The 26,293-nt window shown below is 42.3% G+C and carries 25 protein-coding genes; 1 reads left to right on the plus strand and 24 read right to left on the minus strand.

The window, feature by feature from the left end; genetic code table 11:
* Positions 1 to 8: 8 nt before the first annotated feature.
* From IJI01_RS10665 to IJI01_RS10765, 21 genes are all read right to left on the minus strand, one after another.
* Positions 9 to 1,292, minus strand: a complete 1,284-nt coding sequence (locus IJI01_RS10665; RefSeq protein ID WP_292189919.1) for a CdaR family protein — start codon at positions 1,290 to 1,292, stop codon at positions 9 to 11.
* A complete protein-coding gene (gene cdaA, locus IJI01_RS10670) occupies positions 1,289 to 2,146 on the minus strand; it encodes a diadenylate cyclase CdaA (protein ID WP_292189922.1) in 858 nt (285 codons plus the stop codon). Before cdaA ends, IJI01_RS10665 begins: the two co-directional genes overlap by 4 nt.
* Before the next feature lie 22 nt (positions 2,147 to 2,168).
* Complete coding sequence (locus tag IJI01_RS10675; RefSeq protein ID WP_292189925.1) at positions 2,169 to 3,113, minus strand: hypothetical protein; 945 nt, start codon at positions 3,111 to 3,113, stop codon at positions 2,169 to 2,171.
* A gap of 4 nt (positions 3,114 to 3,117) precedes the next feature.
* Positions 3,118 to 3,513: a hypothetical protein gene (locus IJI01_RS10680; RefSeq protein ID WP_292189927.1), complete on the minus strand. Its 396-nt coding sequence runs from the start codon at positions 3,511 to 3,513 to the stop codon at positions 3,118 to 3,120.
* 9 nt (positions 3,514 to 3,522) lie between these two features.
* Positions 3,523 to 3,930, minus strand: coding sequence for a flagellar protein (locus tag IJI01_RS10685; protein ID WP_292189930.1), 408 nt, complete (start codon positions 3,928 to 3,930; stop codon positions 3,523 to 3,525).
* Between the two features lie 19 nt (positions 3,931 to 3,949).
* The gene (locus IJI01_RS10690) at positions 3,950 to 4,720 is read right to left on the minus strand and encodes a ComF family protein (RefSeq protein ID WP_292189933.1); all 771 of its coding nucleotides are present in this window, start codon (positions 4,718 to 4,720) and stop codon (positions 3,950 to 3,952) included.
* Entirely contained in the window at positions 4,713 to 6,974 is a 2,262-nt protein-coding gene (recD2, locus tag IJI01_RS10695; RefSeq protein ID WP_330623131.1) for an SF1B family DNA helicase RecD2, read from the minus strand. The genes IJI01_RS10690 and recD2 overlap by 8 nt, the downstream gene beginning before the upstream one ends.
* 80 nt (positions 6,975 to 7,054) lie before the next feature.
* On the minus strand, positions 7,055 to 7,477 hold the full coding sequence (locus IJI01_RS10700) for a hypothetical protein (RefSeq protein WP_292189939.1): 423 nt from the start codon (positions 7,475 to 7,477) through the stop codon (positions 7,055 to 7,057).
* 21 nt (positions 7,478 to 7,498) lie between these two features.
* The gene (locus tag IJI01_RS10705; RefSeq protein WP_292189941.1) at positions 7,499 to 8,329 is read right to left on the minus strand and encodes a flagellar hook-basal body protein; all 831 of its coding nucleotides are present in this window, start codon (positions 8,327 to 8,329) and stop codon (positions 7,499 to 7,501) included.
* Positions 8,330 to 8,448: 119 nt separating this feature from the next.
* On the minus strand, positions 8,449 to 9,282 hold the full coding sequence (locus tag IJI01_RS10710; RefSeq protein ID WP_292189943.1) for a flagellar hook-basal body protein: 834 nt from the start codon (positions 9,280 to 9,282) through the stop codon (positions 8,449 to 8,451).
* A 56-nt stretch (positions 9,283 to 9,338) separates the two neighbouring features.
* Positions 9,339 to 10,331: a rod shape-determining protein gene (locus tag IJI01_RS10715; protein WP_013281982.1), complete on the minus strand. Its 993-nt coding sequence runs from the start codon at positions 10,329 to 10,331 to the stop codon at positions 9,339 to 9,341.
* A gap of 294 nt (positions 10,332 to 10,625) precedes the next feature.
* Complete coding sequence (uvrA, locus tag IJI01_RS10720) at positions 10,626 to 13,502, minus strand: excinuclease ABC subunit UvrA (RefSeq protein ID WP_292190059.1); 2,877 nt, start codon at positions 13,500 to 13,502, stop codon at positions 10,626 to 10,628.
* A gap of 61 nt (positions 13,503 to 13,563) precedes the next feature.
* Positions 13,564 to 15,555 carry an excinuclease ABC subunit UvrB gene (gene uvrB / locus IJI01_RS10725; RefSeq protein WP_292189948.1) on the minus strand — a complete coding sequence of 664 codons (1,992 nt, stop codon included), beginning with the start codon at positions 15,553 to 15,555 and terminating at the stop codon, positions 13,564 to 13,566.
* A 138-nt stretch (positions 15,556 to 15,693) separates the two neighbouring features.
* Entirely contained in the window at positions 15,694 to 15,933 is a 240-nt protein-coding gene (locus IJI01_RS10730) for a hypothetical protein (protein ID WP_292189950.1), read from the minus strand.
* Positions 15,930 to 16,916, minus strand: coding sequence for a serine/threonine protein kinase (locus IJI01_RS10735; RefSeq protein ID WP_292189953.1), 987 nt, complete (start codon positions 16,914 to 16,916; stop codon positions 15,930 to 15,932). Before IJI01_RS10735 ends, IJI01_RS10730 begins: the two co-directional genes overlap by 4 nt.
* Before the next feature lie 7 nt (positions 16,917 to 16,923).
* Positions 16,924 to 17,706, minus strand: coding sequence for a PP2C family protein-serine/threonine phosphatase (locus IJI01_RS10740; RefSeq protein ID WP_292189955.1), 783 nt, complete (start codon positions 17,704 to 17,706; stop codon positions 16,924 to 16,926).
* A gap of 146 nt (positions 17,707 to 17,852) precedes the next feature.
* Entirely contained in the window at positions 17,853 to 19,133 is a 1,281-nt protein-coding gene (locus tag IJI01_RS10745) for a S41 family peptidase (protein ID WP_292189958.1), read from the minus strand.
* A 20-nt stretch (positions 19,134 to 19,153) separates the two neighbouring features.
* On the minus strand, positions 19,154 to 20,377 hold the full coding sequence (locus IJI01_RS10750) for a murein hydrolase activator EnvC family protein (protein ID WP_292189961.1): 1,224 nt from the start codon (positions 20,375 to 20,377) through the stop codon (positions 19,154 to 19,156).
* A gap of 24 nt (positions 20,378 to 20,401) precedes the next feature.
* The gene (ftsX, locus tag IJI01_RS10755; protein ID WP_292189964.1) at positions 20,402 to 21,298 is read right to left on the minus strand and encodes a permease-like cell division protein FtsX; all 897 of its coding nucleotides are present in this window, start codon (positions 21,296 to 21,298) and stop codon (positions 20,402 to 20,404) included.
* Positions 21,288 to 22,028 carry a cell division ATP-binding protein FtsE gene (gene ftsE, locus IJI01_RS10760; protein WP_292189967.1) on the minus strand — a complete coding sequence of 247 codons (741 nt, stop codon included), beginning with the start codon at positions 22,026 to 22,028 and terminating at the stop codon, positions 21,288 to 21,290. The genes ftsX and ftsE overlap by 11 nt, the downstream gene beginning before the upstream one ends.
* A gap of 35 nt (positions 22,029 to 22,063) precedes the next feature.
* On the minus strand, positions 22,064 to 23,146 hold the full coding sequence (locus tag IJI01_RS10765) for a PucR family transcriptional regulator (protein WP_292189969.1): 1,083 nt from the start codon (positions 23,144 to 23,146) through the stop codon (positions 22,064 to 22,066).
* A 284-nt stretch (positions 23,147 to 23,430) separates the two neighbouring features.
* Here IJI01_RS10765 and IJI01_RS10770 point away from each other — a divergent pair, with 284 nt between their 5' ends.
* Positions 23,431 to 23,619 carry a YjfB family protein gene (locus IJI01_RS10770; RefSeq protein ID WP_292189971.1) on the plus strand — a complete coding sequence of 63 codons (189 nt, stop codon included), beginning with the start codon at positions 23,431 to 23,433 and terminating at the stop codon, positions 23,617 to 23,619.
* 51 nt (positions 23,620 to 23,670) lie between these two features.
* Here IJI01_RS10770 and IJI01_RS10775 read toward each other — a convergent pair whose 3' ends face one another.
* From IJI01_RS10775 to IJI01_RS10785, 3 genes are all read right to left on the minus strand, one after another.
* On the minus strand, positions 23,671 to 24,597 hold the full coding sequence (locus tag IJI01_RS10775) for a CPBP family intramembrane glutamic endopeptidase (protein ID WP_292189974.1): 927 nt from the start codon (positions 24,595 to 24,597) through the stop codon (positions 23,671 to 23,673).
* A gap of 27 nt (positions 24,598 to 24,624) precedes the next feature.
* The gene (locus tag IJI01_RS10780; protein ID WP_292189976.1) at positions 24,625 to 25,455 is read right to left on the minus strand and encodes a CvfB family protein; all 831 of its coding nucleotides are present in this window, start codon (positions 25,453 to 25,455) and stop codon (positions 24,625 to 24,627) included.
* Between the two features lie 74 nt (positions 25,456 to 25,529).
* A complete protein-coding gene (locus IJI01_RS10785; protein ID WP_292189979.1) occupies positions 25,530 to 26,255 on the minus strand; it encodes an acyl-[acyl-carrier-protein] thioesterase in 726 nt (241 codons plus the stop codon).
* Positions 26,256 to 26,293: the final 38 nt, after the last annotated feature.

The following is a 26,293-nucleotide window of genomic DNA, read 5'->3' on the forward strand; positions in this document are numbered from 1 at the left end:
AAACCTCTTTAATCTAATTCTTTAACTGTAACATATACACTTACAGCAGATTTACAATATACACCATCTGGTACGTTCCACACAATAGGACCTGTATATGTACCAGGAGTCAACTCTTCCAGCTCATTAACAGACAAAATATCACTTACTCTGACTGTTCCAGTGATGTCTGATGGATTAATAGCATTTAAATTAGCTCTAAGTCCCTGCAGAGTCAGTGAAATCTGATCGTATTCACTATCGTCTACAAATATCTCATATCCATCAACTGCCCCATCTATCGCAATCTTATTGGTACTGATCTCGAATGTTTCTTCTACAACAGCACCAATGTAAACAACAACTGACGCAGTACCATTGAAATCACTATCTCCAAATACCGCTCCCGTAGGAAGTGATTTAGTCAGATCAATTGTAGTTGTAAGATTGCCTGTAAGACCAGTTACATCCAGATTCTCATCTGTTACTTCCAGTACATTAAGCCCTGAAATAACACTGCTCCTGCCCGCCACAAGTACCTCAGAAGGAGTACTGTCTATCTGACCGGTAAGGGCATATCCATTAGCAGGCTCACCTTCTACAGTGTATTTGACAGGAATATATTTGGTCTCAAGGATCTGAATATTAACCCTAACAGACTTAATATTCATGGTCACACCCTGCTGAGATGTATCCAGTGGATTTCCATCATAGTCATACAAAACGATATCTGCATCCGTTCCAATGTTGGATGTAAATCCAGTTACGTCAACATCAACCGCAGCCTTAGCTACGCTGTTGATGAAGGACTCTGGTCCACTTATCCTGACCATATTCTGCTCAGTTGTAACATCTCCGATAATATATCCATCCGAAACCGTTCCAGATGTAGTCGCTGTAAGTGCAAGGCTCTTGCTGGCCTTTCTCTCAACATTGAGCTTGACCACATCAGAACTAAGAATGATCTTGTCAATCTTGTCATAATACTTGTTGGTCACACAATCGATGCTAACTGTATTAAGACTTGATAACTTCTGAATATCAGCAGTCGCAACAATATTGCTCTGACTAAGAGAATCAATTACGCCTCTTGGCGCATAGATAGTCACAGAGCTAATGGTGTCGCTTCCATCAAGTACTGTATATACCTGACCTTTATCAGTTATTAAGTTTCCGTTTTTGATTGATACTGGGACATTGGTATATCTGACAGAGATAACCGGATCATTGATATTAGTAACCAAAAACCACACAATCACTGCAAATATAAGCGATGCCAGTTTTAATCCCCAGTTGGCCGTTATCCTCTTCATCTCTTAGCCCTGGCCTTTCTGGCAAAATGTTTAACCGGAGCCTCAGTCTTGTGCTTGTTCTGAATGAATCTCAAGCGCTCACGCAGTCTGTCACTATCAACTGCTCTCTCCAGCTCTCCCTCATACGCAACACTTATTTTACCTGTTTCCTCAGATACAATAATTGTAAGAGAATCTGTTGCCTCAGAAACGCCGATACCAGCACGGTGTCTTGTTCCAAGTTCCTTACCGATTCCCATATTATCTGACAGAGGAAGATAACATGTAGCCGATGTAACTCTGTCTCCTCTGATAATTACTGCTCCATCATGTAGCGGAGTGTTATGTTCGAAAATATTGATAAGGAGCTGACTGGTAACTATACCATCAACATCAATTCCTGTGCGCTCATACTCAGTAAGAGGATGATTCTGCTCAATAACTATCAGTGCTCCAGTTCTCACCTTACCCATTTCTACGCAGGCTCTTGTGATCTCATTAAGAGTCTTGTCAGAAAATCTCTCCTCAGTCCTGCCATCACCTATAGCAAACAGGTTTGCAAAAAAGTTCTTACGCCCCAATTCTTCCAGTGCCTTTCGAAGTTCCGGCTGCAAAATAACAACCATGGCTGTAATAGCGATACCAATTACCTTTTCAACAATCCACAAAATGGTGGACATGTTGAAAATTGCTGCGATAAGTATAAACACGACAATAACTATGACCCCTTTTAACAGGGACCATAGTCTGGTATCCTTCGCCCAAACCAGAATGTGATATACCAGAAATGCGATAATAAAGATTTCCAGTACATCGAAGAACCTGATAGTAGGCATATGTAAAGTTGTTCTGTTAATATCAAAGAGAAAATCCATATGCTACAATATTTCCTTTATATCATCTGCGCCTATCTTTGGCACGGTTAATTCTCTTTACTCTTCTATCTGGTGTAGAAACTGTAACCTTAGGTACAGCCTTTACATAGTAGTAGTAATCGTCATCTTCAAACTGAACCTTTTCAGTTCTGCTATAGTCCACGTTAAATGCAAAGAACTCCACAACGAGCATCAGTGCTGCAGATACAATTGTTCCCAGAATGACACCAAAGAAAGAAATCTGTGTCTCAAGAACAAGATCGCCAATGAGCATACAAACAATAATACTGATAGCTCCGGCAGCAATTGCTATTCTCCAGGAATAATCAATTGAAGCTCTGCGGATAATATATACAACGATGAGTGCAACAGCAAAAGCTATTATCATCACAAGCATTGTCTTGTCGCCAAGGATTCCCTTGAGTACTGACTGGAACTGGTTAGATGCTTCCTCAACATCTGTTCCGATCTTGCCAACGCTGTTACCAGCTGCAAAATAATTGATCATATACGCAATTACAAGTCCAAATGACACTGATACAACTGAAGTAGGCAATCCCAAAAGTCCCATTGCAAGAGGCATAACATAAGGGATATGCAAAAAGAAGAAGATTGGTGTCAAAAGAACTGCCAGTGTATCTCTTGGTGAAAATCTGAAATACAGAAGAAACATCAAAAGAAATACAATCGCTACTATAAGGGCACTCTCAACAGCTGCAGAATATAAATGTCCCAGAATAAACGCAGCAGCAATAAACACTATAAAGTTAGCAGGCAAAATAGCGCACAAAAGTGAAGCCATCAAAACAATAGCGATATTATTAAGTGGCTGCATATAACCAAGCTTGTTATTGATGATACCAATAGTGATCAATGCTAAGAGAAACTTCCAGATATAGGCTATGTAAGTTTCGTTCTTGATATAAAATTTACTGATGTATTGCTTAAGTTCCAATAATGAAGTCATATTATCAATCCTTTTTCTCGTACATTCTAGCTAGTTTTTTTAAATTGCCATAATATGCCTTCATACTCTTTCGCATTTTGGTATATCGAACGGAATAAATGACATATGTTGCAAGTGAATACACGCCAACAAGCAGGAGGTAGTATATTAACCACTTCCTGCCTACTGACAATAAATTCTCTGTATTGTAGAGGTCTGATAAAACCTCCTCAAATTTACATAGAACATAGGTCCCAAGAAAAATACAATACACGATCGTCGCACTTATCACTGACTTGATTATGTTATATCCTACATAATCGCTCTTAAAATATGTGTTGATCGCGTCATTCTTCTTGCCTTCACGATCTATGAACGCAGTCATCTTGGTCATCAAAATGACTTTTTCTTCATCTAACATTGCTGCTCCTTATGTATCCAGGAAGCGCATTCCGGCCTTAGCCTCTTTCTTAACTGGCTGCTGAATCTGAGGCTGAGGTTTAGCGATACTCTGATTCAGGTTGTTCGCCATTGAGCCTTTACATTTAGCACAAAATCTTCCTGTCTGAATAAGCTCTCCACACTTCTCACACTGAAGCTGAATTGGAGAATCACTTGTAAACATGAGACGCTCTTCACGAATCCACTGCTGTAACTGTTTGCTAGTTACACCATTGTCTTCGCAAATCTGCCTGAGCCCCGCACGCGGATTATCGACGATGTACTGCTTTACCTTTTGGAAATCTTCCTCAATAGCTTTCTTGCATGGATCGCAAATAGGCTGACCTCCAATGTAATTGAACATTTTACCGCATCTTGCACAATTCCGTAAGTTCATATAGTGACCTCCGTTTATTTTAAGTAGTTTGCCCGATTGCCAACGTCAAAAAATAAATCCTGCTGACCCCCGCAATCCGAAACTCGTGGGCGATCTCGTCAATAGTACTTCCAGTTGTATAGATGTCATCGATAATAAGTATGCATTTAAATTTTACATCATTTTGGGCTATATTAAAAGCCTTTTTCAAATTATTGCGACGCCCGCGAGCGTCTAATTTCTTCATTGGAAGCGTATTTTTATTCCTTTTTATTACATTTTTATAAACTGGAATTCCACATTCTCTTCCAACCATATTGGCGAACACATCCGCCTGATTGTACCCTCTTTTTATCTCTTTGGCCCGGTACATCGGAACAGGTATTATCGCATCAATTCCAAGACTAAGCAGTTCTTTTCCAAGATGCCTTTGAACCGCCTTGCCGTAAAAACTGGCGTATTCCTGCCTTCCCATGTACTTGAACTTGTAAATGGAGCCTGAAATGCTCCTGTAATCAAAAACAGAAAATCCCCTGTCAAATACATGCCTGATTCTCCTGCAATCTCCGCAGTATTCCTGTTCGCTCTCAGAAGAAGCAAGCAGCTTGCCACACTTCATGCAGGTAGCACCCCTGACATATCTTATCTTCCGGGCACAAGCCTCATGAATAAGCCTTCCAGACCGCAATTTTCCATTTTTAATTTCTACTACAGGCAATAGCTTGTCGCATATCGGACAGTGCCTTGGATAAATTGAACCAAGAACCCCGTCCCCCAGGTCCAAAAAGCTATCACTAAAACTCTTAAACATCAAAAAACTCTACTATCCTATCCATTAACCCTGTGTATTTCTTGAGCTGCTGCTCATTTTCCACCATGCTAAAAAGTGTCTGGCTGCTGCCAAGGATACATACAGTACTCTTAGCTCTGGTCACAGCAGTATACAGAAGATTCCTGTTAAGGAGCATTCTCGGTCCTCCCAGTATAGGCATGATAACAGCCGGGTACTCACTTCCCTGGGACTTATGAATAGTAATGGCATAGGAAAGCTCTATCTCGTCCAGATCAGAGAATGGATATCTGACACGTCTGTGTTCATCATATTCAACCACCAGCTCCTGGGAATATTCGTTGATCTCCCTGACTATACCCATATCTCCGTTGAAAATACCCATTCCGGAATCGATAGCCACATTGTATTTACCAACAACTTCCCACTGAGCCTGATAATTATTTCTGATCTGCATGACCTTGTCGCCCTCGCGGATTATCTGGTCGCCATAGGCATGCTCTTTTTTGGACGGATCCGGAGGATTCAGATACTCCTGCAACACAAGATTTAACTGGATTGCCCCAAGAGGTCCCTTTCTCATAGGTGTCAGCACCTGAATATCATAGGAATCAGCCCCAACATACCCAGGGAGCTTATCTCTAATGAGCTGGATCATGTGCTTGTAAATGACATTGCTGTCATCTCTTTCCAGGAAAAAGAAATCCTTACTCTTATTATCAAGCACAGGCTTCTCACCATTGTGAATCCTGTGAGCATTCATAACTATGTCACTCTCTTCAGCCTGACGGAAAATCTTCTGAAGTATAATGGTCGGAAACTTACCACTTCCAATAAGGTCTTTTAACACCTGCCCCGGTCCTACGCTAGGAAGCTGCGAACTATCTCCAACAAGTATCAGATGCGTGCCAGGTACAAGTGCCTTTAACAGGGCGTAAAAGAGATGGATGTCAACCATAGACATCTCGTCTATGATGATAGCGTCTGCCTCAAGAGGGTTGTCCCTGTTCTTCTCAAAATGAACACCACCAGAGCGGCTGTCATCATCGTCGCTCACCTGACCAGACACCTCCAGGAGTCTGTGGATAGTTCTGGCCTCATAGCCGGTTGCCTCTGTCATTCTCTTGGCAGCTCTTCCCGTAGGCGCAGCCAACATAATATCAAGACCTTCACTGGCATAGTAATTGATAATTGTATTGATGGTTGTAGTCTTACCGGTACCAGGCCCTCCGGTTATAATGACTATTCCATTAGAAATACTCTTGAGAACTGCTTCGCGCTGAAGATCATCCAGCATTACGCCTCGCTTATTCTCTATATCCTTGATTCTGTCCAGATATCGCCTCTGCTCCTCCTCTGTTACAGAATCCACCAGATTAAGCCCTTCTAGCATAGCTGCGCAGCCCTGCTCCTCATAGTAATAGCTGGCAGCATAGATCTGATTCTCATTCTTGCAGACAAGCTTTTTGTCCATCATGAGATTGCCGATCTGGGTCTTAATACTCTCACTATCTATAACGCTCTGAGGACCGCCAGATAATATCTCAATCGTCCTGTCTATTAGCTGCTCTATTGGCAGATATGTATTGCCATCAAGAGAAGCCTGTAAAAGACTATACAAAATACCTGACTTTATACGATATTCGGAATCAACAGCGATTCCAACCTTACCTGCAATCTCATCCGCTGTTTTAAAGCCCACTCCACTGATATCGTCCGCAAGCTGATATGGATTCTCTTTGATAATGGCATATATTCTGTTGCCATATTTGCCAAAGATTTTAACTGCAAGCGTATTGCTGATGCCGTATTGCTGCAAAAAGATCATGGCATCTCGCATCTCTCTTTTCTCAGCCATTTGCACAGCTATATCAATGGCCTTTTTCTCACTGATTCCTTTGATCTCAGCAAGACGCTCTGGTTCATCCTCAATTATTCTAAAGGTATCATCACCGAATTTCTTGACGATTCTGGCTGCCAGTGCCTCTCCAATACCCTTGATGGCGCCAGAACCAAGATATCGCCGCATAGAAACCGCATCCTCAGGAACAACAACCTTAAAGTTGGAAACCTTGAGCTGTTCTCCATATACAGGGTGAGTAACAAACGTCCCCTGAATCTCAAGGCTGTCACCAACATCTGCGTCCTTGAAGTTGCCGGTACAGATGATCTCTTCATCCTCAGAGATCAGATTGATAACGCCGTAACCATTCTCAGCATTCTTGTATATAAAATGTTCAATATATCCTTTTATAATCTCGTTCTCATTTTCCATAATAGGCATTATAGCACAATAAAAAGCGCGTAATCCTTAATATTTCTTAAGAATTACGCGTTATTATGATCATATCCTTTTTATTCTTCGACACCCTCTGTCACAGTACCGCTGGAAGCGGCTTCCGGAGCAGTTGGGATATCATAATTTCTCTTGAGATTTTCATACAGCATCTGTGCAAAGCCATTACTCTGCGTATCTACGGCTGTTCCACATATATCCTGAAGCGTCTCACCTTTAAAGTAATCAACCAGAGTGCTTGTGGATCTGTCCTGTGGATCTGGCTTGAGGGAATCTACTGACTTCTGCATTTCTTTGAACATCTGCTCTAAAAAGTATGCCTCGAAGCTCTTACATGCAGCCCAAAGCTCATCATCAGATGACTTCTCTGACACATTTTTGAGCTTGTTCTGTATCATCGTAGCCGATGCGTTTTTGCTCTCGTTTACAGCATATTCAGTTAACGCAGTGGCATTAAGTCCACTAATATCTAATCCTGCCATAGTCATCCCCCTAAGCTAAGATTATCTCTTAAGTCCATTAGCAGTCTGCATCATCTCATCTGTTGTCTGGATTGCTGTTGAGTTCATTTCATATGCTCTCTGAGCAACGATCAGGTTAACCATCTCAGTAGCAACGTTTACATTAGAGCCCTCAAGGTATCCCTGAACGATCTCACTCTTCTTGATTCCGCCAGCTGCTGTTGACTCATTGATAGCTGCTCCACTTGCAGGAGTCTCCATAAATGCTACGCTGCCGACTCTCTCAAGACCTTCTCTGTTAGGGAACTGCCACAATCCGATCTGGAAACCAAGGTCCTGAGGAACACCTGCTTCATCAGGATAATAAATCTTGCCATCGCCGGCGATTGTAATACGGCTGGCAACTCTGTTTCCGTCAACCGTAATTTCTTTTCCTGTAGTATCCAGAACCTTGTTACCTTCTGAAGTAGTCAGAACAAGAGATGTTCCACCAGCATCAGCAAGAGCCCAGCTGAAGTTACCATTACGTGTGTAGAGCTGAGTTGTTCCATCACTATCAAAATAACTAAAGAATCCATCGCCACTGATAGCCAGAGCTGCTGGGTTATCATTAGTCAAAAAAGATCCCTGCTTAAAATACTGATTTATGGACGCAACACGAGTACCCAAACCTACCTGTGAAGTAACTGGTTTGGGAGCGCCATTAGCTGTAGTTGTAACTGTCTGAAGTTCCTGATACAGGAGAGATTTAAACTGAGCACCCTGTGCCTTATATCCTGCAGTATTAACATTGGCTAGGTTGTTAGATATAGTATCTACATTAGTCTGCTGGGCGTTCATACCCGTTGCAGCGGACCATAAACTTCTTACCATAAGCCACCTCCGATTTCGATAATACCTATATTACCGTCCTCCGTGACTGGTAATCTTTGTTCTATCTTTATATCGGCCTGAGAACTAGTAGACTTTATTAAAATTTTCTAAATTTTAGATCAGACTTTTCCTATCTGGTTAACTGCTATTTCCAAAGTGCCATCAATAGTGGTGATCATTCTCTGGTTGGTGTCATAATTTCTCTGTGTTGCGATCATGTTGACCATCTCATCAACAACAGAGACATTGGACTGTTCAAGAAAGCCTGAATAAACTTTGGCATTAGCCACAACCTCTGCTCCAGCATCATCTCCTGCAGGAATGTATAAATTCTCGCCGTAGTGAAGGAGGTTATCATAGCTTATTCTTCCATCAGGATAAACAGTCGCCTCAAAGTCATAAACACCGATCTTGGCTACGACATTACCATCCTGAATGATATTTCCAAGAGTATCAACCTCTACAGGAAGGTTAGGATCCATCTGAATGTGGCTTCCGCCATCATCAAGGACAAAATCACCATCCTGAGTTGTAAGCACTCCATCAATATTCATGGTAAAGCATCCATCTCTGGTGTACATTACATCCATCTCACCAGCCGTATCTCTTTCGATATTGACGGCCTTATTAGTATATTCCACAGCAAAAAAGCCACGTCCACCAATAGCGAAGTCGAAGGTATTCTTAGTCTCCTTCATAGGCCCTTCGCTCCAGTCAACGTAGCCCTCTCCAATTTTAACACCAGGATTAATGATGCCCAGTCCACGTGCAGTGTATAGAGCATCAGTATAATCCTTTATTTTCAGTGCAAGCTGGTCACTAAAAGCCTGCGCTGTTAATCCTTCTTTTTTGTATCCGTTAGTATTGGCATTCGCAAGATTGTTGGTCAGCACATCCATTCTGCGCTGTTCATTGATCATTCCTGTGTAAGCAGTGTAAAGACCTTTTACCATCCAATTTTCCTCATACCATCCTGGTCTTATCTACTATTCAATCCGTGAATAGGGTATTAATCCTCATGGTAACCAACGATAAATTCAACGTAACGACCTGTTCCAATAGCAACTGCTGTCATAGGGTCCTCTGCTGTCATAGTGTTGATGCCTGTCTTGGAATAGATAAGATCCTCAAGTCCACGAAGAAGTGCGCCACCGCCTGTAAGAACGATTCCTCTGTCGGCGATATCAGCTGCAAGCTCAGGTGGAGTGTTCTCAAGAACACTGTGGATAGCTTCGATAATCTGTGATGTAGGTTCTCTGAGCGCTTCCTCTGTCTCCTCAGATGATACTCTTACAGTCTTAGGAAGACCTGTTACAAGGTTTCTACCTCTGACATCCATGTAATCATCCTCAGCACGTGGGTAAGCTGATCCAATCTTGATCTTAATATCTTCTGCAGTACGATCACCGATGAGAAGATTGTGCTTCTTTCTCATGTAACGAACGATAGCTTCGTCGAAATCGTCTCCTGCAACCTTAACTGATGTACTAACAACTGTTCCACCAAGTGAGATAACTGCGATATCAGAAGTACCACCACCGATATCAACGATCATGTTACCACATGGCTTGGTGATGTCGATTCCAGCTCCGATAGCAGCTGCAATAGGCTCCTCGATAGTCTTAACGTCCCTTGCTCCGCAAAGTCTTGTAGCATCCTCAACGGCCTTCTTCTCAACTTCTGTAGCACCACTTGGTACACATACAGCGATGAATGGCTTACGATGGATTCTGCGGCCGATAGCCTTCTTGATGAAGTATCTCATCATCTGCTCTGTAATCTTGTAGTTGGAAATAACTCCCTGTCTAAGAGGTCTTACAGCAACGATGTTACCAGGTGTACGGCCAAGCATAAGTCTTGCATCCTCACCTATTGCCTTGATCTCTTCTGTATCTCTGTCATAAGCCACAACTGATGGCTCTTTAAGTACTACGCCCTTACCTCTGATATAAACAAGTACAGAGGCTGTACCTAAATCAATTCCAATATCTGCGTACTGCATATTTCCTAAGTACCCCTTTCAAATGTAAAGCAAAACTTCTAGTTCTGCTAATTAGCTCATAATATCATTTCGATTATAAACCAAAATATGCACTTTTTAAAGAGGCAAATATTTCTATTCACATCAGAATCACGCACTTGCTGCGTGATTCGTAAGAATATGATGCAAGAGTGAGGGGCGATCTTTTGCGAAGCAAAACTCTAATATCGCCCTGAATTCTACTATGAGCAGTCGTATGACTGTGAATAGTAGAATGCAAATATCTCCGCTTAGTATATCGGCGGGTTTGCGCAGTTACTTTAGCATTTTTTTGATATATGCACCGGTGTATGACTTCTTGCACTTGGCAACTTCCTCAGGAGTTCCGGACACAACTACTGTTCCGCCGCCAGAACCACCCTCAGGTCCCATATCGATGATATAATCGCCAGTCTTGATAACATCAAGATTGTGCTCAATGACAACTACCGTGTTGCCCTGCTCTACAAGCTTGTGCATGATCTTGACCAGTTTCTGAACATCCGCAAAGTGAAGACCAGTAGTAGGCTCATCCAAAATGTAAACCGTCTTACCAGTTCCAACCTTACTGAGCTCTGTAGCCAGCTTGATACGCTGAGCTTCACCACCTGACAGCTCAGTACTTGGCTGTCCAAGCTTGATATAACCAAGTCCTACATCATACAGAGTCTGAATCTTGCGCTTGATAGTCTTAACATTCTCAAAGAAGCCCAGTGCCTCTTCAACAGTCATATCAAGAACATCATAAATGCTCTTGCCCTTATACTTAACTTCCAGAGTCTCGTGATTATATCTCATTCCCTTACATACTTCGCAAGGAACGTATACGTCCGGAAGGAAATGCATCTCGATCTTGATGATTCCGTCACCGCCGCAGGCTTCACATCTACCGCCCTTGACGTTAAAAGAAAATCTGCCCTTCTTGTAGCCTCTTGCCTTAGCATCAGGAGTTCCGGCAAAGAGATCCCTTATCATGTCAAAAACACCTGTGTATGTGGCAGGGTTAGATCTTGGTGTTCTACCAATAGGTGACTGGTCAATAGCAATAACCTTATCCACCTGATCAAGCCCCTCTATATCCTTGTGCTTGCCAGGGATGCATCTTGCCCTATTGAGGTCTCTTGCAAGACGCTTATACAATATCTCATTGACCAGTGAACTCTTACCTGAGCCTGAAACACCAGTTACTATAGTCATGACTCCAAGTGGAATCTGAACATCAATATTCTTGAGGTTATTTTCCTGCGCTCCAATAACCTTGATAAAGCCTGTAGGTTTTCTCCTGTCTGCTGGCACCTCAATCTTGAGCTTGCCTGACAGATACTGGCCGGTAATAGACTCTTTTACCTGCATGATCTCTTCTGCAGTACCAGTAGCTACGATCTTACCACCGTGTGAGCCTGCTCCAGGGCCAACATCCACGATATAATCTGCTGCCCTCATGGTATCCTCATCATGCTCTACAACAATAAGGGTATTGCCTAAATCTCTCAGATTCTTGAGGGTATTAAGGAGCTTGTCATTATCCCTCTGATGAAGACCGATACTAGGCTCATCCAGGATGTAGCATACTCCACAAAGTCCTGAACCAATCTGTGTTGCAAGCCTGATTCTCTGCGCTTCACCACCAGAAAGAGTACCTGTAGCTCTTGAAAGAGACAGATAATCAAGACCTACATCGATGAGGAATCCAACTCTTGCCCTTATCTCCTTGAGTACCTGGGCACCGATGACCATCTGCTGCTCAGACAGATTAAGGTTCTCAAGATAATCATGAAGCTCACCGATGGACATGGATGTGATCTCATAGATATTCTTGTCGTCTACTGTTACAGCCAGTGATTCCTTCTTAAGTCTCTGACCACCGCAGAGCTGACAAGGAGTGATTCTCATATACTCCTCATACTCAGCCTTCATGTTCTCAGAGAAGGTCTCTTTATATCTCTGCTCAACATTCTTGATAAGTCCATCAAAAAGAACTGGATAATCGCCAACACCCCTGCTGCCCTCATAGTGTACATTAACCATCTTGTCAGCACCGTGGATCAGCATGTGACGTACATTCTCAGGAAGATCCTGATATGGAGTATCAAGGCTAAACTTATAAGCCTTGGCAAGAGCCTTGAGCGTAGCGTTAGTGAAGCTTCCCTCTTTGTTGGAGGACTGCCAGCCCATAACTACGATACATCCATCATTAAGAGAAAGACTCTTATCAGGGATCATCAGATCCTCATCAAACTCCATCTTGTAACCAAGTCCGAAACAGTCCGGGCATGCACCAAATGGGTTGTTAAAAGAAAAGCTTCTTGGTTCAATCTCTGGAATACTGACACCACAATCCGGGCATGCAAAATTTTGGCTAAAGCTAAGCTCCTCGCCATCTATAACATCCACAAGAAGAAGCCCATCTGCCAGTGCAAGAGCACTCTCAACAGAGTCTGTAAGTCTCCTTCTGAGGTTCTCATTATCCTTGTGAACTACAATTCTATCTACAATGATCTCAATAGAGTGCTTGATGTTCTTATCAAGCTTGATCTCTTCCTCTGAGATCTCATACTGGCTTCCGTCAATTCTGGCTCTCACATAGCCTGCTCTTCTGGCTCTGTCCAGAGTCTTGGCATGCTCACCCTTTTTACCTCTTACTACAGGTGCCATGATCTGAAGCTTAGTATCCTCACCAAGAGACATGATCTGATCGCACATTTCATCAACAGTCTGGCGTCTTATTTCTCTTCCGCAGTTAGGGCAGTGTGGAATACCAATTCTGGCATACAAAAGTCTGAAATGGTCATAAATCTCAGTAACTGTACCAACTGTTGATCTAGGGTTCTTGTTGGTAGACTTCTGATCAATAGAGATAGTAGGTGAAAGTCCCTCTATTCTCTCAACATTCGGCTTGTCCATCTGTCCCAGGAACATTCTGGCATAGGAAGACAATGACTCCATATAGCGTCTCTGTCCTTCTGCAAAAATTGTATCGAAGGCAAGAGAAGACTTGCCAGAGCCGGAAAGACCTGTAAATACAGTGAGTGTCTCCCTTGGAATCTTGACACTTACATTCTTGAGATTATGTTCATTGGCACCACGAACCCTGATATAGTCATGAATATCAGAGGGCAAAATCCTCTTGGTCGTGGTATTCTTCTTGGTCATCTTACTATTTTCAACTGTCATAATATGCTCCGATTAATACTAATTCACACAGTGATATTTATTACTTACCTTCAGTCAGGTCATTAAGAATCTTCTTAAGCTCTATCATCTGATCACGCAGCGTAGCAGCAGTCTCGAAATCCAGCTCCGTAGCAGCTTTCTTCATCTTCTTTTGAACCTGTCCGATGAGTTTCTCAAGCTCTGCCTGATCCATAGACTCAGGATCCTTCTCAAACTTAACCTCTTCCTTGGCAACGGCCTTGGTCACAGCGATAAGATCACGAACTGCCTTCTTGATAGTCTGTGGCGTGATGCCATGCTCCTCATTGTACTTCTCCTGAATCGCACGACGCCTCTTGGTCTCATCAATGGCCTTCTGCATAGATTCTGTCATGTTATCAGCATACATGATAACCCGGCCTTCAGAGTTTCTGGCTGCTCGTCCAATAGTCTGAATAAGCGATGTCTCAGATCGTAGGAACCCCTCTTTATCCGCATCAATAATAGCAACCAGCGAAATCTCAGGAATATCAAGACCTTCTCTTAGAAGGTTAATGCCGACGAGAACATCAAATACATCAAGTCGCATATCTCTGATGATTTCTGATCTCTCAAGAGTATCGATATCTGAATGCAGGTACTTAACCCTGATTCCTGACTCTGCAAGATATTCTGTCAAGTCCTCAGCCATTCTCTTAGTAAGGGTTGTTACAAGAACCTTGTTCTTCTTATCAACTTCTGTCCTGATCTCACCAATGAGATCGTCAATCTGTCCCTCAACCGGCCTTACGGAGATTTCTGGATCCAAAAGACCTGTAGGCCTGATTACCTGCTCTGTCCTAAGGAGTTCATGTTCCTCCTCATACTTACCAGGAGTAGCAGAACAAAACAACATCTGATCTATATGAGACTCAAACTCTTCAAAGTTAAGAGGTCTGTTGTCAAGCGCAGATGGAAGTCTGAAGCCATAGTCAACCAGAGTAAGCTTCCTACTCCTGTCGCCGTGATACATGGCTCCAACCTGAGGAATAGTCATATGTGACTCATCCACAATTATCAAAAAGTCCCTGTCAAAGAAGTCCAAAAGCGTAAGAGGTGGTTCACCAGGCTTCATAAAATTAAGGTGTCTTGAGTAGTTCTCAATACCCGAGCAAAAGCCAGTCTCCCTCATCATCTCAACATCAAAATTAGTACGCTCAGATATTCTCTGAGCCTCAATAAGCCTGTCTTCCCCCTTAAAGAACTTGATCTGCTCCTCAAGCTCCTTCTCAATATTGTCGCAGGCCATATTGATCTTCTCCTGTGGAACAACATAGTGAGAAGCAGGATAAATCATAACGTGAGACAGCTCACTTCTGACCTTGGCTGTAACAGGCTCAACCTCACAGATTCTATCTATCTCATCTCCAAAGAACTCAACACGGATCAGATAATCATCAGCATTAGCTGGGAAAATCTCGATTGTATCTCCGCGCACCCTGAAGTTACATCTGCTAAGCTCCAGATCATTACGATTATACTGAATAGCCACCAGCTCTTTGATCGTCTCATCTCTATCCTTGCGCATCCCAGGACGCAGAGAAATAGACATCCCCTTAAATTCCTCAGGGCTACCAAGACCATAGATACATGACACACTGGCAACAACAATTACATCCTTGCGCTCTGCAAGAGATGCTGTTGCCGAGAGTCTGAGCTTATCTATCTCGTCATTGATAGATGAATCCTTGGCAATATACGTATCTGTCTGGGGAACATAAGCCTCTGGCTGATAATAGTCATAGTAAGATACAAAGTACTCAACAGCATTCTCCGGGAAGAATTCCTTCATCTCGCCGTAGAGCTGTCCTGCCAGAGTTTTATTATGAGAAATGATCAGCGTAGGCTTCTGCAGAGCCTGTATAACATTGGCCATGGTAAAAGTCTTACCAGATCCTGTTACTCCCAGAAGAGTCTCAAACTGATTGCCAGCCTTGAACCCCTCAACCAGCTCCTTAATAGCCTGTGGCTGATCACCTGTAGGTTTAAAATCACTATGTAACTTGAACTCCATCTTGCCCGCTTTCTCGTGAAATCGTTCAACGTCCAATTCAATAAATCACAATTAATTCGTCATGGAGCAAGTATAACATCATTAAAAATATATGTCTATAATTTTAGGAACATATGTTCAGTGCAGATCATTAAATCACTATAAATTCAGCGAATCATAGGTATAAACCAGATCCTGCTCAATTACAAAATCATCCTCTGAAAACTCCTCACTGTAATCTATCGCTTCCAGAAGCCTTGTGGTACACATAGCTGCTGTTGCCTTGCCTTCAACCGCTTTGACAGGCTCTTCACCTTCATTTCCCAGAAGGCTTCCAATTCCAAGTATCACCACCAGCGCAATCATCACGATTGCGAAAGTATAAACAAAAATCATCATTCTATATCTATAACCTCGTCATTCTCGTTAAACAAATAATTCTCAATCCACAACCTGGCGTAGCCAAGCCTTATTCTCACAGCAGGGAGTCTTGCAGACATATCCGCAGTAGCATAATCTGTCAGTTCCTCACCCTTTATGATTCCCGCAGATATGATCAGTGATAAGCATGAAGCCAGCGCCATTACCTTTAAAGCACCCTTAATCTTTCTAAGCTTCTTTCTCTTTGGCAGCGCCCCCAGTTCCTCCTGAATCTCTTTAAAAGACCTGAATCTATCCTCTCTGTCTGCTCTTGTGCACTTCTCAACTATCCCCAAAAGGTCCTGTGAAATTCCTTTGACTCCATTTTTCTTGTAATTAACCACAGCGTCCATGTCCCTTGTATCAACTCCTGATACCAGCTGCAAAAGAGTCATTCCAAAGCAGAAAATATCCGTTCTGGGATCAGTCTGTCCCAGATATCCAAACTGCTCTGGCGCCGCAAACCCAAGCGTTCCCAGGTTCAGTGTATCTGCCCTCTCACCTCTTTCATAGAACCTGGCTGCGCCATAATCAATAAGACTAACATGACCATCTGGCTTCATAACGATATTGGCAGGCTTAAGGTCCCTGTATATTATTGGAGAACGTCTCCCATGAAGATATCTCATAATCCCAGCAAGCTCATATGCTATTCGTAGAGCATCCTTCTCAGCAAATGTTCCCTTTGTCAAAAGAACTTTCTCAAGACTGTTACCCGGCACATACTCCAGTACTATTTCTTCAGGGCTTCTCTTATAAAGCTTTGGAATTGCCTCATGATCAAGCCCCTCCAGAACTCTACTCTCATTAAAAAGGTTCTTTTTCTCTATTTCATCCAGCTCGCCTTCAGCGGATTTGCACCTCTTTATGGTCACAAGCTGCCCTGACTCTATCTCTTTTCCCAGAAAAGCATTGCAATTTCCGTCACTGCCAAGAGGCTTAATAATCTCATATCCTTCCATATCAGCCTCACATTTCCAGGCACATGGCAGCCACAGTAATATTATCGTCCTCGGATTTATCCTTTGCCTTGTCCGCAAGCTTCCTGCACTGTTCCAGCATTTCTTCATCCGTAATGCACATCTGAGGGCAGAGCTTTGTCCTTAGATCCTCAGCTTCAAGAGTTCTCCAAAAGCCATCACTGCAGGCAACTATCGTAGTATTTCCTTTTAAGACGCCCTTTTTGATCTCGGGCACAGGCGCATGTGCTGTTCCTAGACACTGAAGTAAAACAGACTTCTCCTCATCACTTGCCGCTTCACTTTCAGAAACAAGTCCCTTATCCAGCTTATCCTGAACCACGCTCTGATCCTTGGTAAGTCGGTCCACTTCCTTGGCACTTACTGCATATAGCCTGGAATCTCCCACATTTACAGACAGGTACTTATTTCCGATCTGCAAAAGAGCTGTCAGCGTAGTTCCAAGCTGAACATTCCTGTGCTTACCATATCTTTTCAAGTCGCCATTTATTCTTCTGATCATTCTGTCAAAAGAGCCTTCTACAGCTTCCCATAGGTCTTTTTCCGACAGATTCTGCAAAAGACTGAGCTCCTCATGAAACCAGGATTCCAAAGTCCTGATAGCTTTACAGCTTGCCACTTCGCCTTTGGACAGGCCTCCCATACCATCACACACAGCAACAAGAGATATTCTTCCATGATTCTTTGTATTGGCCACTTTGATAAGTGCCGCGTCCTGGTTAACATCTCTGGTTGTTCCCACATCAGTATAAATACATGCTTTTACTTTCATAACTTCCTTTCCTTACCAAATATTGCCTAAACAAAAATGGAAAAAACGCTCGAATCGAGCTGCTCGAATGGGAGAATCCCCAATCTTCTGATAATAAAAAATGACTGTGCCAAAAAGCACAGTCATGAATAATACTATTTATGTTTTTATTTGTCAAGCAGGTCCTTCATAACCTCTTTAGCCTTGTTAAGCTGAGTATCTGTCTTGTCCTCAGCATAGGCCTCGGCATCATATTCAACCTCTACATCAGGCTCAATACCAACACCGTGGATATTGATTCCATTAGGAGTAAAGTAGTTGCTAACTGTAAGCTTAACAGCTGTACCATCTCTCAGATCAAAGATTCTCTGAACAATTCCCTTACCATAAGTTGTCTTACCAACAAGCTTACCAAGGTTATAATCCTTGATAGCTCCAGCAAGGATCTCACTGGCACTTGCTGAATACTGGTTAACCAGAACAACTACAGGTATATCGATCTTGTTCTGTCCATCGCAGGTATAGTCTTCTCTGTTGCCGTCTCTATCCTCTGTGTAAACGATAACACCTTCAGGAAGGAGCTGTCTTGCTATATCACATACAGTAGAAAGATTGCCACCTGGGTTAGACCTAAGGTCAATGATAAGTCCCTCTATGTTCTGAGCTCTGAGATCAGCCATTCCTTCTACAAACTGTGAATATGTAACCTCATCAAACTCTGTGATCTTAAGATATCCGATATTATCATCAAACACTTCTGTGCTAACAGTAGGAACCTCAATCTGAGCACGCTCTACATCTACCTCTACATCGTTAGCAACGCCGGTTCTGATAAGTGTCAGATGAACTGTAGTGCCTGCCTCGCCCTTAATAAGGCTTACAACTTCCTCAAGGGAAAGTCCCTGAGTTGACTCTTTGTTAATCTCATAAATAATATCGTCAACACACAGTTCTGCAGCTTCCGCAGGGCTTCCAGGCATAACACCTGATATTCTTGCCATATTTATGCTGTTATCAAAGCTGACATACGCGCCAATACCGTAGTAAATACCCTTGGTACTGTTCATCATCTCGTCCAGTTCTTCTTCTGTGTAATAAACAGAATATGGATCTCCAAGGGAATCCATAAGCCCCTTGTACATTCCATCTGCTTCATCCTGGACATCAATGTCTGTCTTGTAGTAATAAGTATCAATTACATCCTCAAGAGCCTGAATCTTACCAAGTGTTTCCTCATTCAGGATCTTGCTCTGAGCACTTATTCCAAGAATCGAAGCCATTCCAGTCTTAAATACATACAACAGAGAAAAAACAGCTATTGCCACAACCAGAACTGACGCCAGAAAACCTATAAGAATTCCGGCAATAAATCTTCTGGTAAGCCTGTCATCTTTTTTCTCTGCTTCCACTACTACAGTAGTAGCTTCCGGCATATTATTACTATCCAAATTAATCCACCTCTAATAAGTTATTTGAGATAATTCCATGGGCTTACATAAGCTCCATTTAATCTTACACCAAAATGGAGATGATTTCCTGTTGATCTTCCAGTTGAACCTACGGCTGCAATCTTGGTTCCAGCTGAGACATCCTGTCCCTTTGAAACATAAAGCGCTGAACAGTGCATATAAACAGTATATAGTCCGCCGCCATGATTGATCATTACGTAGTTACCCATTGATCCCTCATAAGCCGCTGCAACAACTGTTCCAGCATACGCTGCCAGGATTGGCGAACCACCAGGAGCTGCCAGGTCTATACCATTATGCATCTTCTCGATTCCAAGAGTAGGATGCACTCGCATTCCGTAGTTATCTGAAATCCTTGTATATTTAGGACAAGGCCATGTAAACATGCCTCCGTCATAGGTATATCTGCTGTAAAGTGCCTCTTTGTCAGCCGCAACTTCTCTTTCAAGAGCTGCAATCGCTGCATTCTCAGCCTTGATCTCAGCTTCATATTCCTTAATAGCAGCTTCTTTATCTGTAATGCTGGCCTGAACGCTATTAAGCTCGGCACTCTTCTGATTCAAAAGACTCTCAAGATTAGCCTGTTCGGCCTCTTTAGCTTCCTTGGCTTCATCAAGAGTTGCCTTCTCCTCTTCCAAAGCCTCCTTGGTAAGAGTTATAAGCCTTGTTGTCGCCTTATACTCCTCAAGCTTGGCCCTGTCATAAGCTGATAAGCTCTCAATATAATCAGCCTTATTGAGCATTTCAGCAAAAGAACCAGATTCCATCACCAGTTCCAGATATATAGTATTGCCACGCTCATACATGAACTTGATACGCTTTTTCATAGCCTCGTACTGGTTCTTTTGTACTTCCTCGGCCTCAGCAAGCTCCTGAGTTGTGGTCTCTATCTGTCCCTCTTTTACGGTGATCTGCTCATCGAGGGAATCTATATTCTGCTGTACATCAGTAAGTGAAGCATCAATCTTGGTAATATAACTATTAAGGTTGGATTTACTAGTCTCCAGATCCTTCTTAACTTTTTCAAGGTCCGTCTTGGTCTTCTTTAGGGAATCACGTTCTTTTTTGGCGTTAGATATCTGTTCTTCCTTGGCCTTAATACTCTCCTCCGTTACATCTGCATGAGAGATAACAGTGTTATTGCCCCAAAGAGAAACCACCATTACTATACTCAATAATGCGTATAGCATTCTCTTTTTCTTAACTGATAACAATCTGCTCAAAACGAATAAACTTCCTTTTCTGAATCACACATGCAAATGCTTTCTGACTGTTGTAAAACTTCCGAAGAAACCAATACCAATACCAAGAGCCAGAGAAATTGGTATCAATTTGTTATAAACAACTTCAACAGGCAAAAAGTTCAGCAGGGAGCTGAGCATAGTAAACTTGGAAGCAACATATTCAATAGCCTTGGTATAAACGAAGTATACGATAACAAGTGGTATGATTGATCCGAAGATTCCGATCAGAATACCTTCAACCACGAATGGTGCTCTTACAAAAAAGTCTGTTGCACCAATATATTTCATGATATTGATCTCGTCTTTACGCACAGAAATACCCATAGTAACAGTGTTGCTGATAAGGAATATAGATACCAGCAAAAGAATTACTATAATACCTCCGGAAACATAAGCAATAAGCTTATTAACTCCGCTAAGAGTTGTTGCTGTAACCTCTGACCTGTTGACTGATCTTACAACGCTAATAGATTCTGCATAGGTAACAAGTGCAGGCTGAAGGGATACATCACTTAAATAAATCTGAAGATTGGCAGAATCTGCAAGAGGATTCTCTGTAAATCCATCTGAATAATCGCCAAGATACTGCTCTTTGAAGCCTTCCCATGCCTCCTCAGCAGATACATAAACTATCTCTCTGACCTCTGCTCTGTTCTCAAGGTCACTCTTAACTGCAAGAATCTGATCCTCTGTAGTGCCCTCATTAAAGAACACAGTTACAGATACTCCCTCCTCTGCAGTCTTAACTACATGCTGAAAGTTAGTGATGATAGCATAAAACAATCCAAACAGGAACAAACACGCACTTATAGTTGCGATAGATGCCAGTGTGTACCATTTATTTCTGCCAAGGTTCTTAAAACCTTGTCCAATCGTGTAAAAGAAACTATTAATCCTCATCGATGTACATACCTTCTTCCTCGTCTTCTATAATGACGCCCTTTTTCATGGTAATAACTCGCTTCTTCATGGCATTAACGATCTCTCTGTTATGTGTTACCACAATAACAGTTGTACCGTTCTCATTAATCTGCTCCATGAGCTTCATAATCTCCCATGAATTGTTAGGATCAAGGTTTCCTGTTGGCTCGTCAGCAAGCAAAATAGCAGGTCTGTTGACCAGCGCTCTTGCAAGTGCAACTCTCTGCTGCTCACCACCTGATAACTGATTGATCTTACTCTTATACTTACCTGCCAGGTTAACTGTAGCAAGTATTGATGGTACATTTCTCTTGATCTCTCTGGAAGGAGTCTGTACGATTCTCTGCGCGAAAGCAACATTCTCGTATACGTTCCTGTCCTTGAGAAGTCTGAAATCCTGGAAAACAATTCCAAGGTTTCTTCTAAACTTAGGAATCTTGCTGTGCTTGATTCTCCTGAGGTTGTATCCCAGAACAGTTATCTCACCATCTGTAGGTACAAGCTCACGCAAAAGAAGCTTGATCAGTGTAGACTTACCTGATCCACTGTCTCCCACAATAAAAACAAATTCACCCCTCTTGATATGAAGGGTGACTCCGTTTAATGCAGGCGCACCCGTAGAATAAGATTTAGTCACATTTTCGAGTGTGATAACCTCATCCTCAGGAATCTGCCTGTTTATTCTCTTTCTTCTATATCCTCTTTCCATAATAACTCTCCCCCGGAAAAGTTTATTTCAATTTATCAAGTAAACCTCTCCATGTACTTCATGTATCTTACAACCATAAGCGCGATCTTGAAGGTGATCGCATCATCGAACACTCTAAGGTCCAGTCCTGTACTCTTCTGTAACTTATCAAGTCTGTATACCAGTGTATTTCTGTGTATAAAGAGCTGTCTTGAAGTCTCAGAAACATTAAGGCTGTTCTCAAAGAACTTGTCTATAGTGGTAAGTGTCTCCTGATCGAAGTCGTCTGGATTTCTTCCCCCGAATATTTCCTTGATAAACATCTTGCAAAGAGGTATTGGCAACTGGTAGATCAAACGACCAATTCCTAGCTCGCTGTAGCAGATTACTTTTCTCTCATCAAAGAAGATCTTGCCTACATCAAGAGCCATCTTGGCCTCTTTGTAAGAACGTGATACTTCCTTGATCTCGCCTACTACAGTTCCGTAAGCTACTCTTACGCCACTAAGTCCCTCTTTTTCCAATGTCTGAAGCATTTCCTCTGCAACCTTGGAAATCTCGGAAGGTTTGAGCATGTCTGTGACATCCTTTACCACAATGACATTATCCTCATCAACCTCTGTTACAAAATCATTGCCATTTCCAAAATGAGTTCTGGTGATTTCCAGCGCGTTGTTGTCACGGCCATTAACAGACTCGATGATCATTGCCACTCTCTTGGCATCAGTCTGTATATGAAGTTTCTTGGCTCTACTGTAAATATCAACCAAAAGAAGGTTATCAAGAAGGAGATTCTTGATGAAGTTATCCTTGTCGAATCTCTCCTTGTAAGCCACCAAAAGACTCTGTATCTGGTATGCAATCATCTTGCCCAGCATATAAGTGTTCTCTCCACTACCAGTACAGATGAGAATGTACTCAAGTTGCTGTTCATCATAAATTTTGAAATATTGATGTCCCTGGATCTCCTGGGAATCAGCTGGAGAATCCACGAAATTCCTTGCAGCCACTGAAACATTGCCTATATCAGTAGATGTAGAAGCAACCTCCTTGCCATCAATATCAAGCACACATAAATCTACGTGTGCGATAGTCTTTAATCCATCAATTGTGTTCTGGAGAATTTGATTAGAAATCATTTATCACTCTTTCTGCAACCAGATAATACGCTGCGATAATAAAAACTAAAGATATTTTAATATAAATGTACAAAAAAATCTACAACTTTATAGGCGTTTTTTGTTCATTTTTTCAATTTCATCGTCAAAACTAACAAAAACAGACCATGTTTTTTGTGGGGAAGAATGCTGATGCTCACTTAAGCTTTCAGATATATGACCGATATAAAAGATAGGATAAAGTGTATATGTGCACAGGTCCCATCGGGATCTGGAGATACATTGCAACTGCACAGGAGGTGCTTATGGATATACCCGCTTTATCAATGGCATTATCTCAGAACAAAGTTCTGAACGATTTCGGCGTAGCGATGTTGTCTAAGAGTCTTGATACTATGGAGAGCGCTGGAGAAGCGCTAGTATCAACAATAGACTCCGCAGCTGAATTGTCTGTGAACCCCAATGTCGGCGCAAACTTCGATATCAGAATCTGAGAAGCAAAAGATCCCCATAGCCATCGTGGTTATGGGGATCTCCATTTTTATTTAGATAATTCCTGCAGAAAAAAACATGAACGCCACAGCTATGACCATAGCAATGATCAACGGAATAGTAACGAGCTTGTATCCCTGCTTCCTGGTATGCGGAATATTAACAAGAAATTCTTTTCTTCCTTCCAGATCAGAAATCTTCCTGACTATCAGAACCGCAAGCGTTGTAAACATGACGGCTGCTAGGAAAAGATATGCGTGATAGATAATCGCAGTGGCCGTCCCCCCAAGTTCTCCGATGTAATCATTAGCAAGCTCTGTAGCCTCATCAATCGCATCACTATTAGCAAACATCATTATAACTTCTATGGTATTGAACACAGCGTGAGCTATGAAGGATGCAAGCACTGTTCCTGTGGCCTCATACAAAAGAGCCAGCATAACGCCCATAACTGCTCCATACGCAAACTGGTTGAAGTTCATATGCATCATGCCGAAAAGAATAGAGGACAATACTATGGATCCCACGATTCTTCCTGTTCTCTGGTAGCTCTGAAGGATAACTCCCCTGAACACCACCTCTTCTACCAGCGGTCCAAGAATACCGATTGAAAGCAGCATAACCCACATTGGCATAGCCAGTACATCATCACTTATAGCCGTTACAGTATTCTCCACGAACAGCATCGAAACCGAATTCACAAAGGCCACAAGTGGGAAAAGAGTGATCACATAAATCACTATAAAAAACACCGACTTGGCTTGCAATTTGCGAAATGGGATCAGCACAGAAAGCTTTTCTCCGCTGTACAAAACCGCCGCAAGTGCCGGTATCAACACAACAGCCTCACTCAGAACATTATTCATCAGAATAGATATTTCTGCACCGCCGTTGAGATACCACAAAGAAAGAACAATAACGAGACCAATCGTCGCAAGAATCATATACAAATATGCTCTGTTTGCTCTTCTGTAATCCATCCAGCCTTACCTCGAATATTATCTGTATTAAATCTTATCTATACTGTCTTTGCCTATCGTAATGCGGCCCTCCTTGAGAAGACGTCCAACCGCACGCTTGAACTCATTTTTACTCATCTGAGTCTTCTCTCTGATAAGCTCTGGTGAAGCCTTGTCAGTAAATGGAAGTTTTCCACCACCAGCTTCGATCATTCCCATGAGCTTCTCTGCATCAGCATCCATCTGAAGGTAAGCCTTCTCACGAATACTGAGGTTAAGCCTTCCATCCTCTTTAACAGAAGTGATTCTGGCATTAACGCTGTCACCAATCTTGACATTGCCAAAGAGCTCCTTTTTAGGAATAAGTCCTGAATAAATATCATCTACAGCCACAAAAGCTCCAAAATTATCACTGAGCTCATATACAGTTCCAATAACCTTGTCGTCCTTGGAATATGGGCTGTTACACTTCAAATATGGATATACATTCATAGTTACAGCAAGACGGCTGCTCTTATCCACATACAGCGCGCACAGAACTTCCTCTCCAGCTCTGACCTTTCTGGTCTGCTCTCTAAATGGGAGAAGGACATCCTTCTCAAGACCCCAATCCATGAATGCTCCGATCTTACTGGTCTCCTTGACCTTGAGCACTCTCACATCGCCCAGCATAATCTTGGGCTCTTTGGTTGTGGCAATAAGTCTGTCATCTGAGTCCTTGTAGATAAATACTTCAATCTCTGATCCAATCTCAGTATTCTGTGGACCCTGTTTGATCGGTAAAAGAACTTTCTCTTCTGAGCCTTCTTCTGCAAGGTAAACACCGAAGTCTACCTTCTTAACTACTGATAATTTCTGTTTCTCTCCAAGCTTAATCATAATGTCTTCCGTCCTTTCTTTGGGCATGTATTACACATGCATAAAACATACTACAGATTATTACTATATATAACTCAGTCCACCTTGATCTGAACCACACATACCGGTTCCTTGTCCTTATCGTTAAGGCTGACTGTATATACCTTATTATCCCCCATATTACTCTTAATCACAACCGGATAAAGAACATCCCCTAAAAGAGCCTGTTTCTTGTATTCTGCCCTAAGTGACACCACATTTCTATTCTTGTCACTAAGGCTCTCAAGGGCCATTCTGATATACTGGCCATTGTTAACGTGATTATTGGTATCGAGGTGATGCTTTCTTACAACAATTTCCTCGCTGCTATAGCTCTCACCTTCAGGAATTGCAATCTTTCTATCCTGATAGTCCATTTCAATCTTATTTTCAACAGGATATGCGGCTATTATCTCAGGCGTAACCCTTGTAGGAACACCCTTTTCAAAGTCAAACAATGTCCAAACCGAATTCGCCACAGCAAGCATTTCACCCTCTTTGGTCTTCATAAAGAAATTACGAAGTCCCATAGGGCCTTTTAGTGTATAAGGGATGGTTCCGATAGTCACTTCCTCGCAGAGCTTTGGAAGTCTCTTTATCTCTATCTGCCAGGAATTAAGCACCCAGGCAATTCCTCTTTCCTTAAGATACTCCATTGTGGCTGGACCATCCTGAGTCTGGAAGGTTGAGCAGTCCTGAAAGTAATCAATCAGAGATTCTATTGTTAAAACAGCGCTACTATCTACTTCGCTATATCTGATCCTGGAATCAAAAGAATACATAGTCCCCTCCACGCTAATTTAGGTATAAAAAAAACGAG

Origin of the sequence: Butyrivibrio sp. (genome assembly GCF_017433805.1) — a bacterium.
In the GTDB taxonomy this organism is placed as follows: Bacteria; Bacillota; Clostridia; order Lachnospirales; family Lachnospiraceae; genus Butyrivibrio.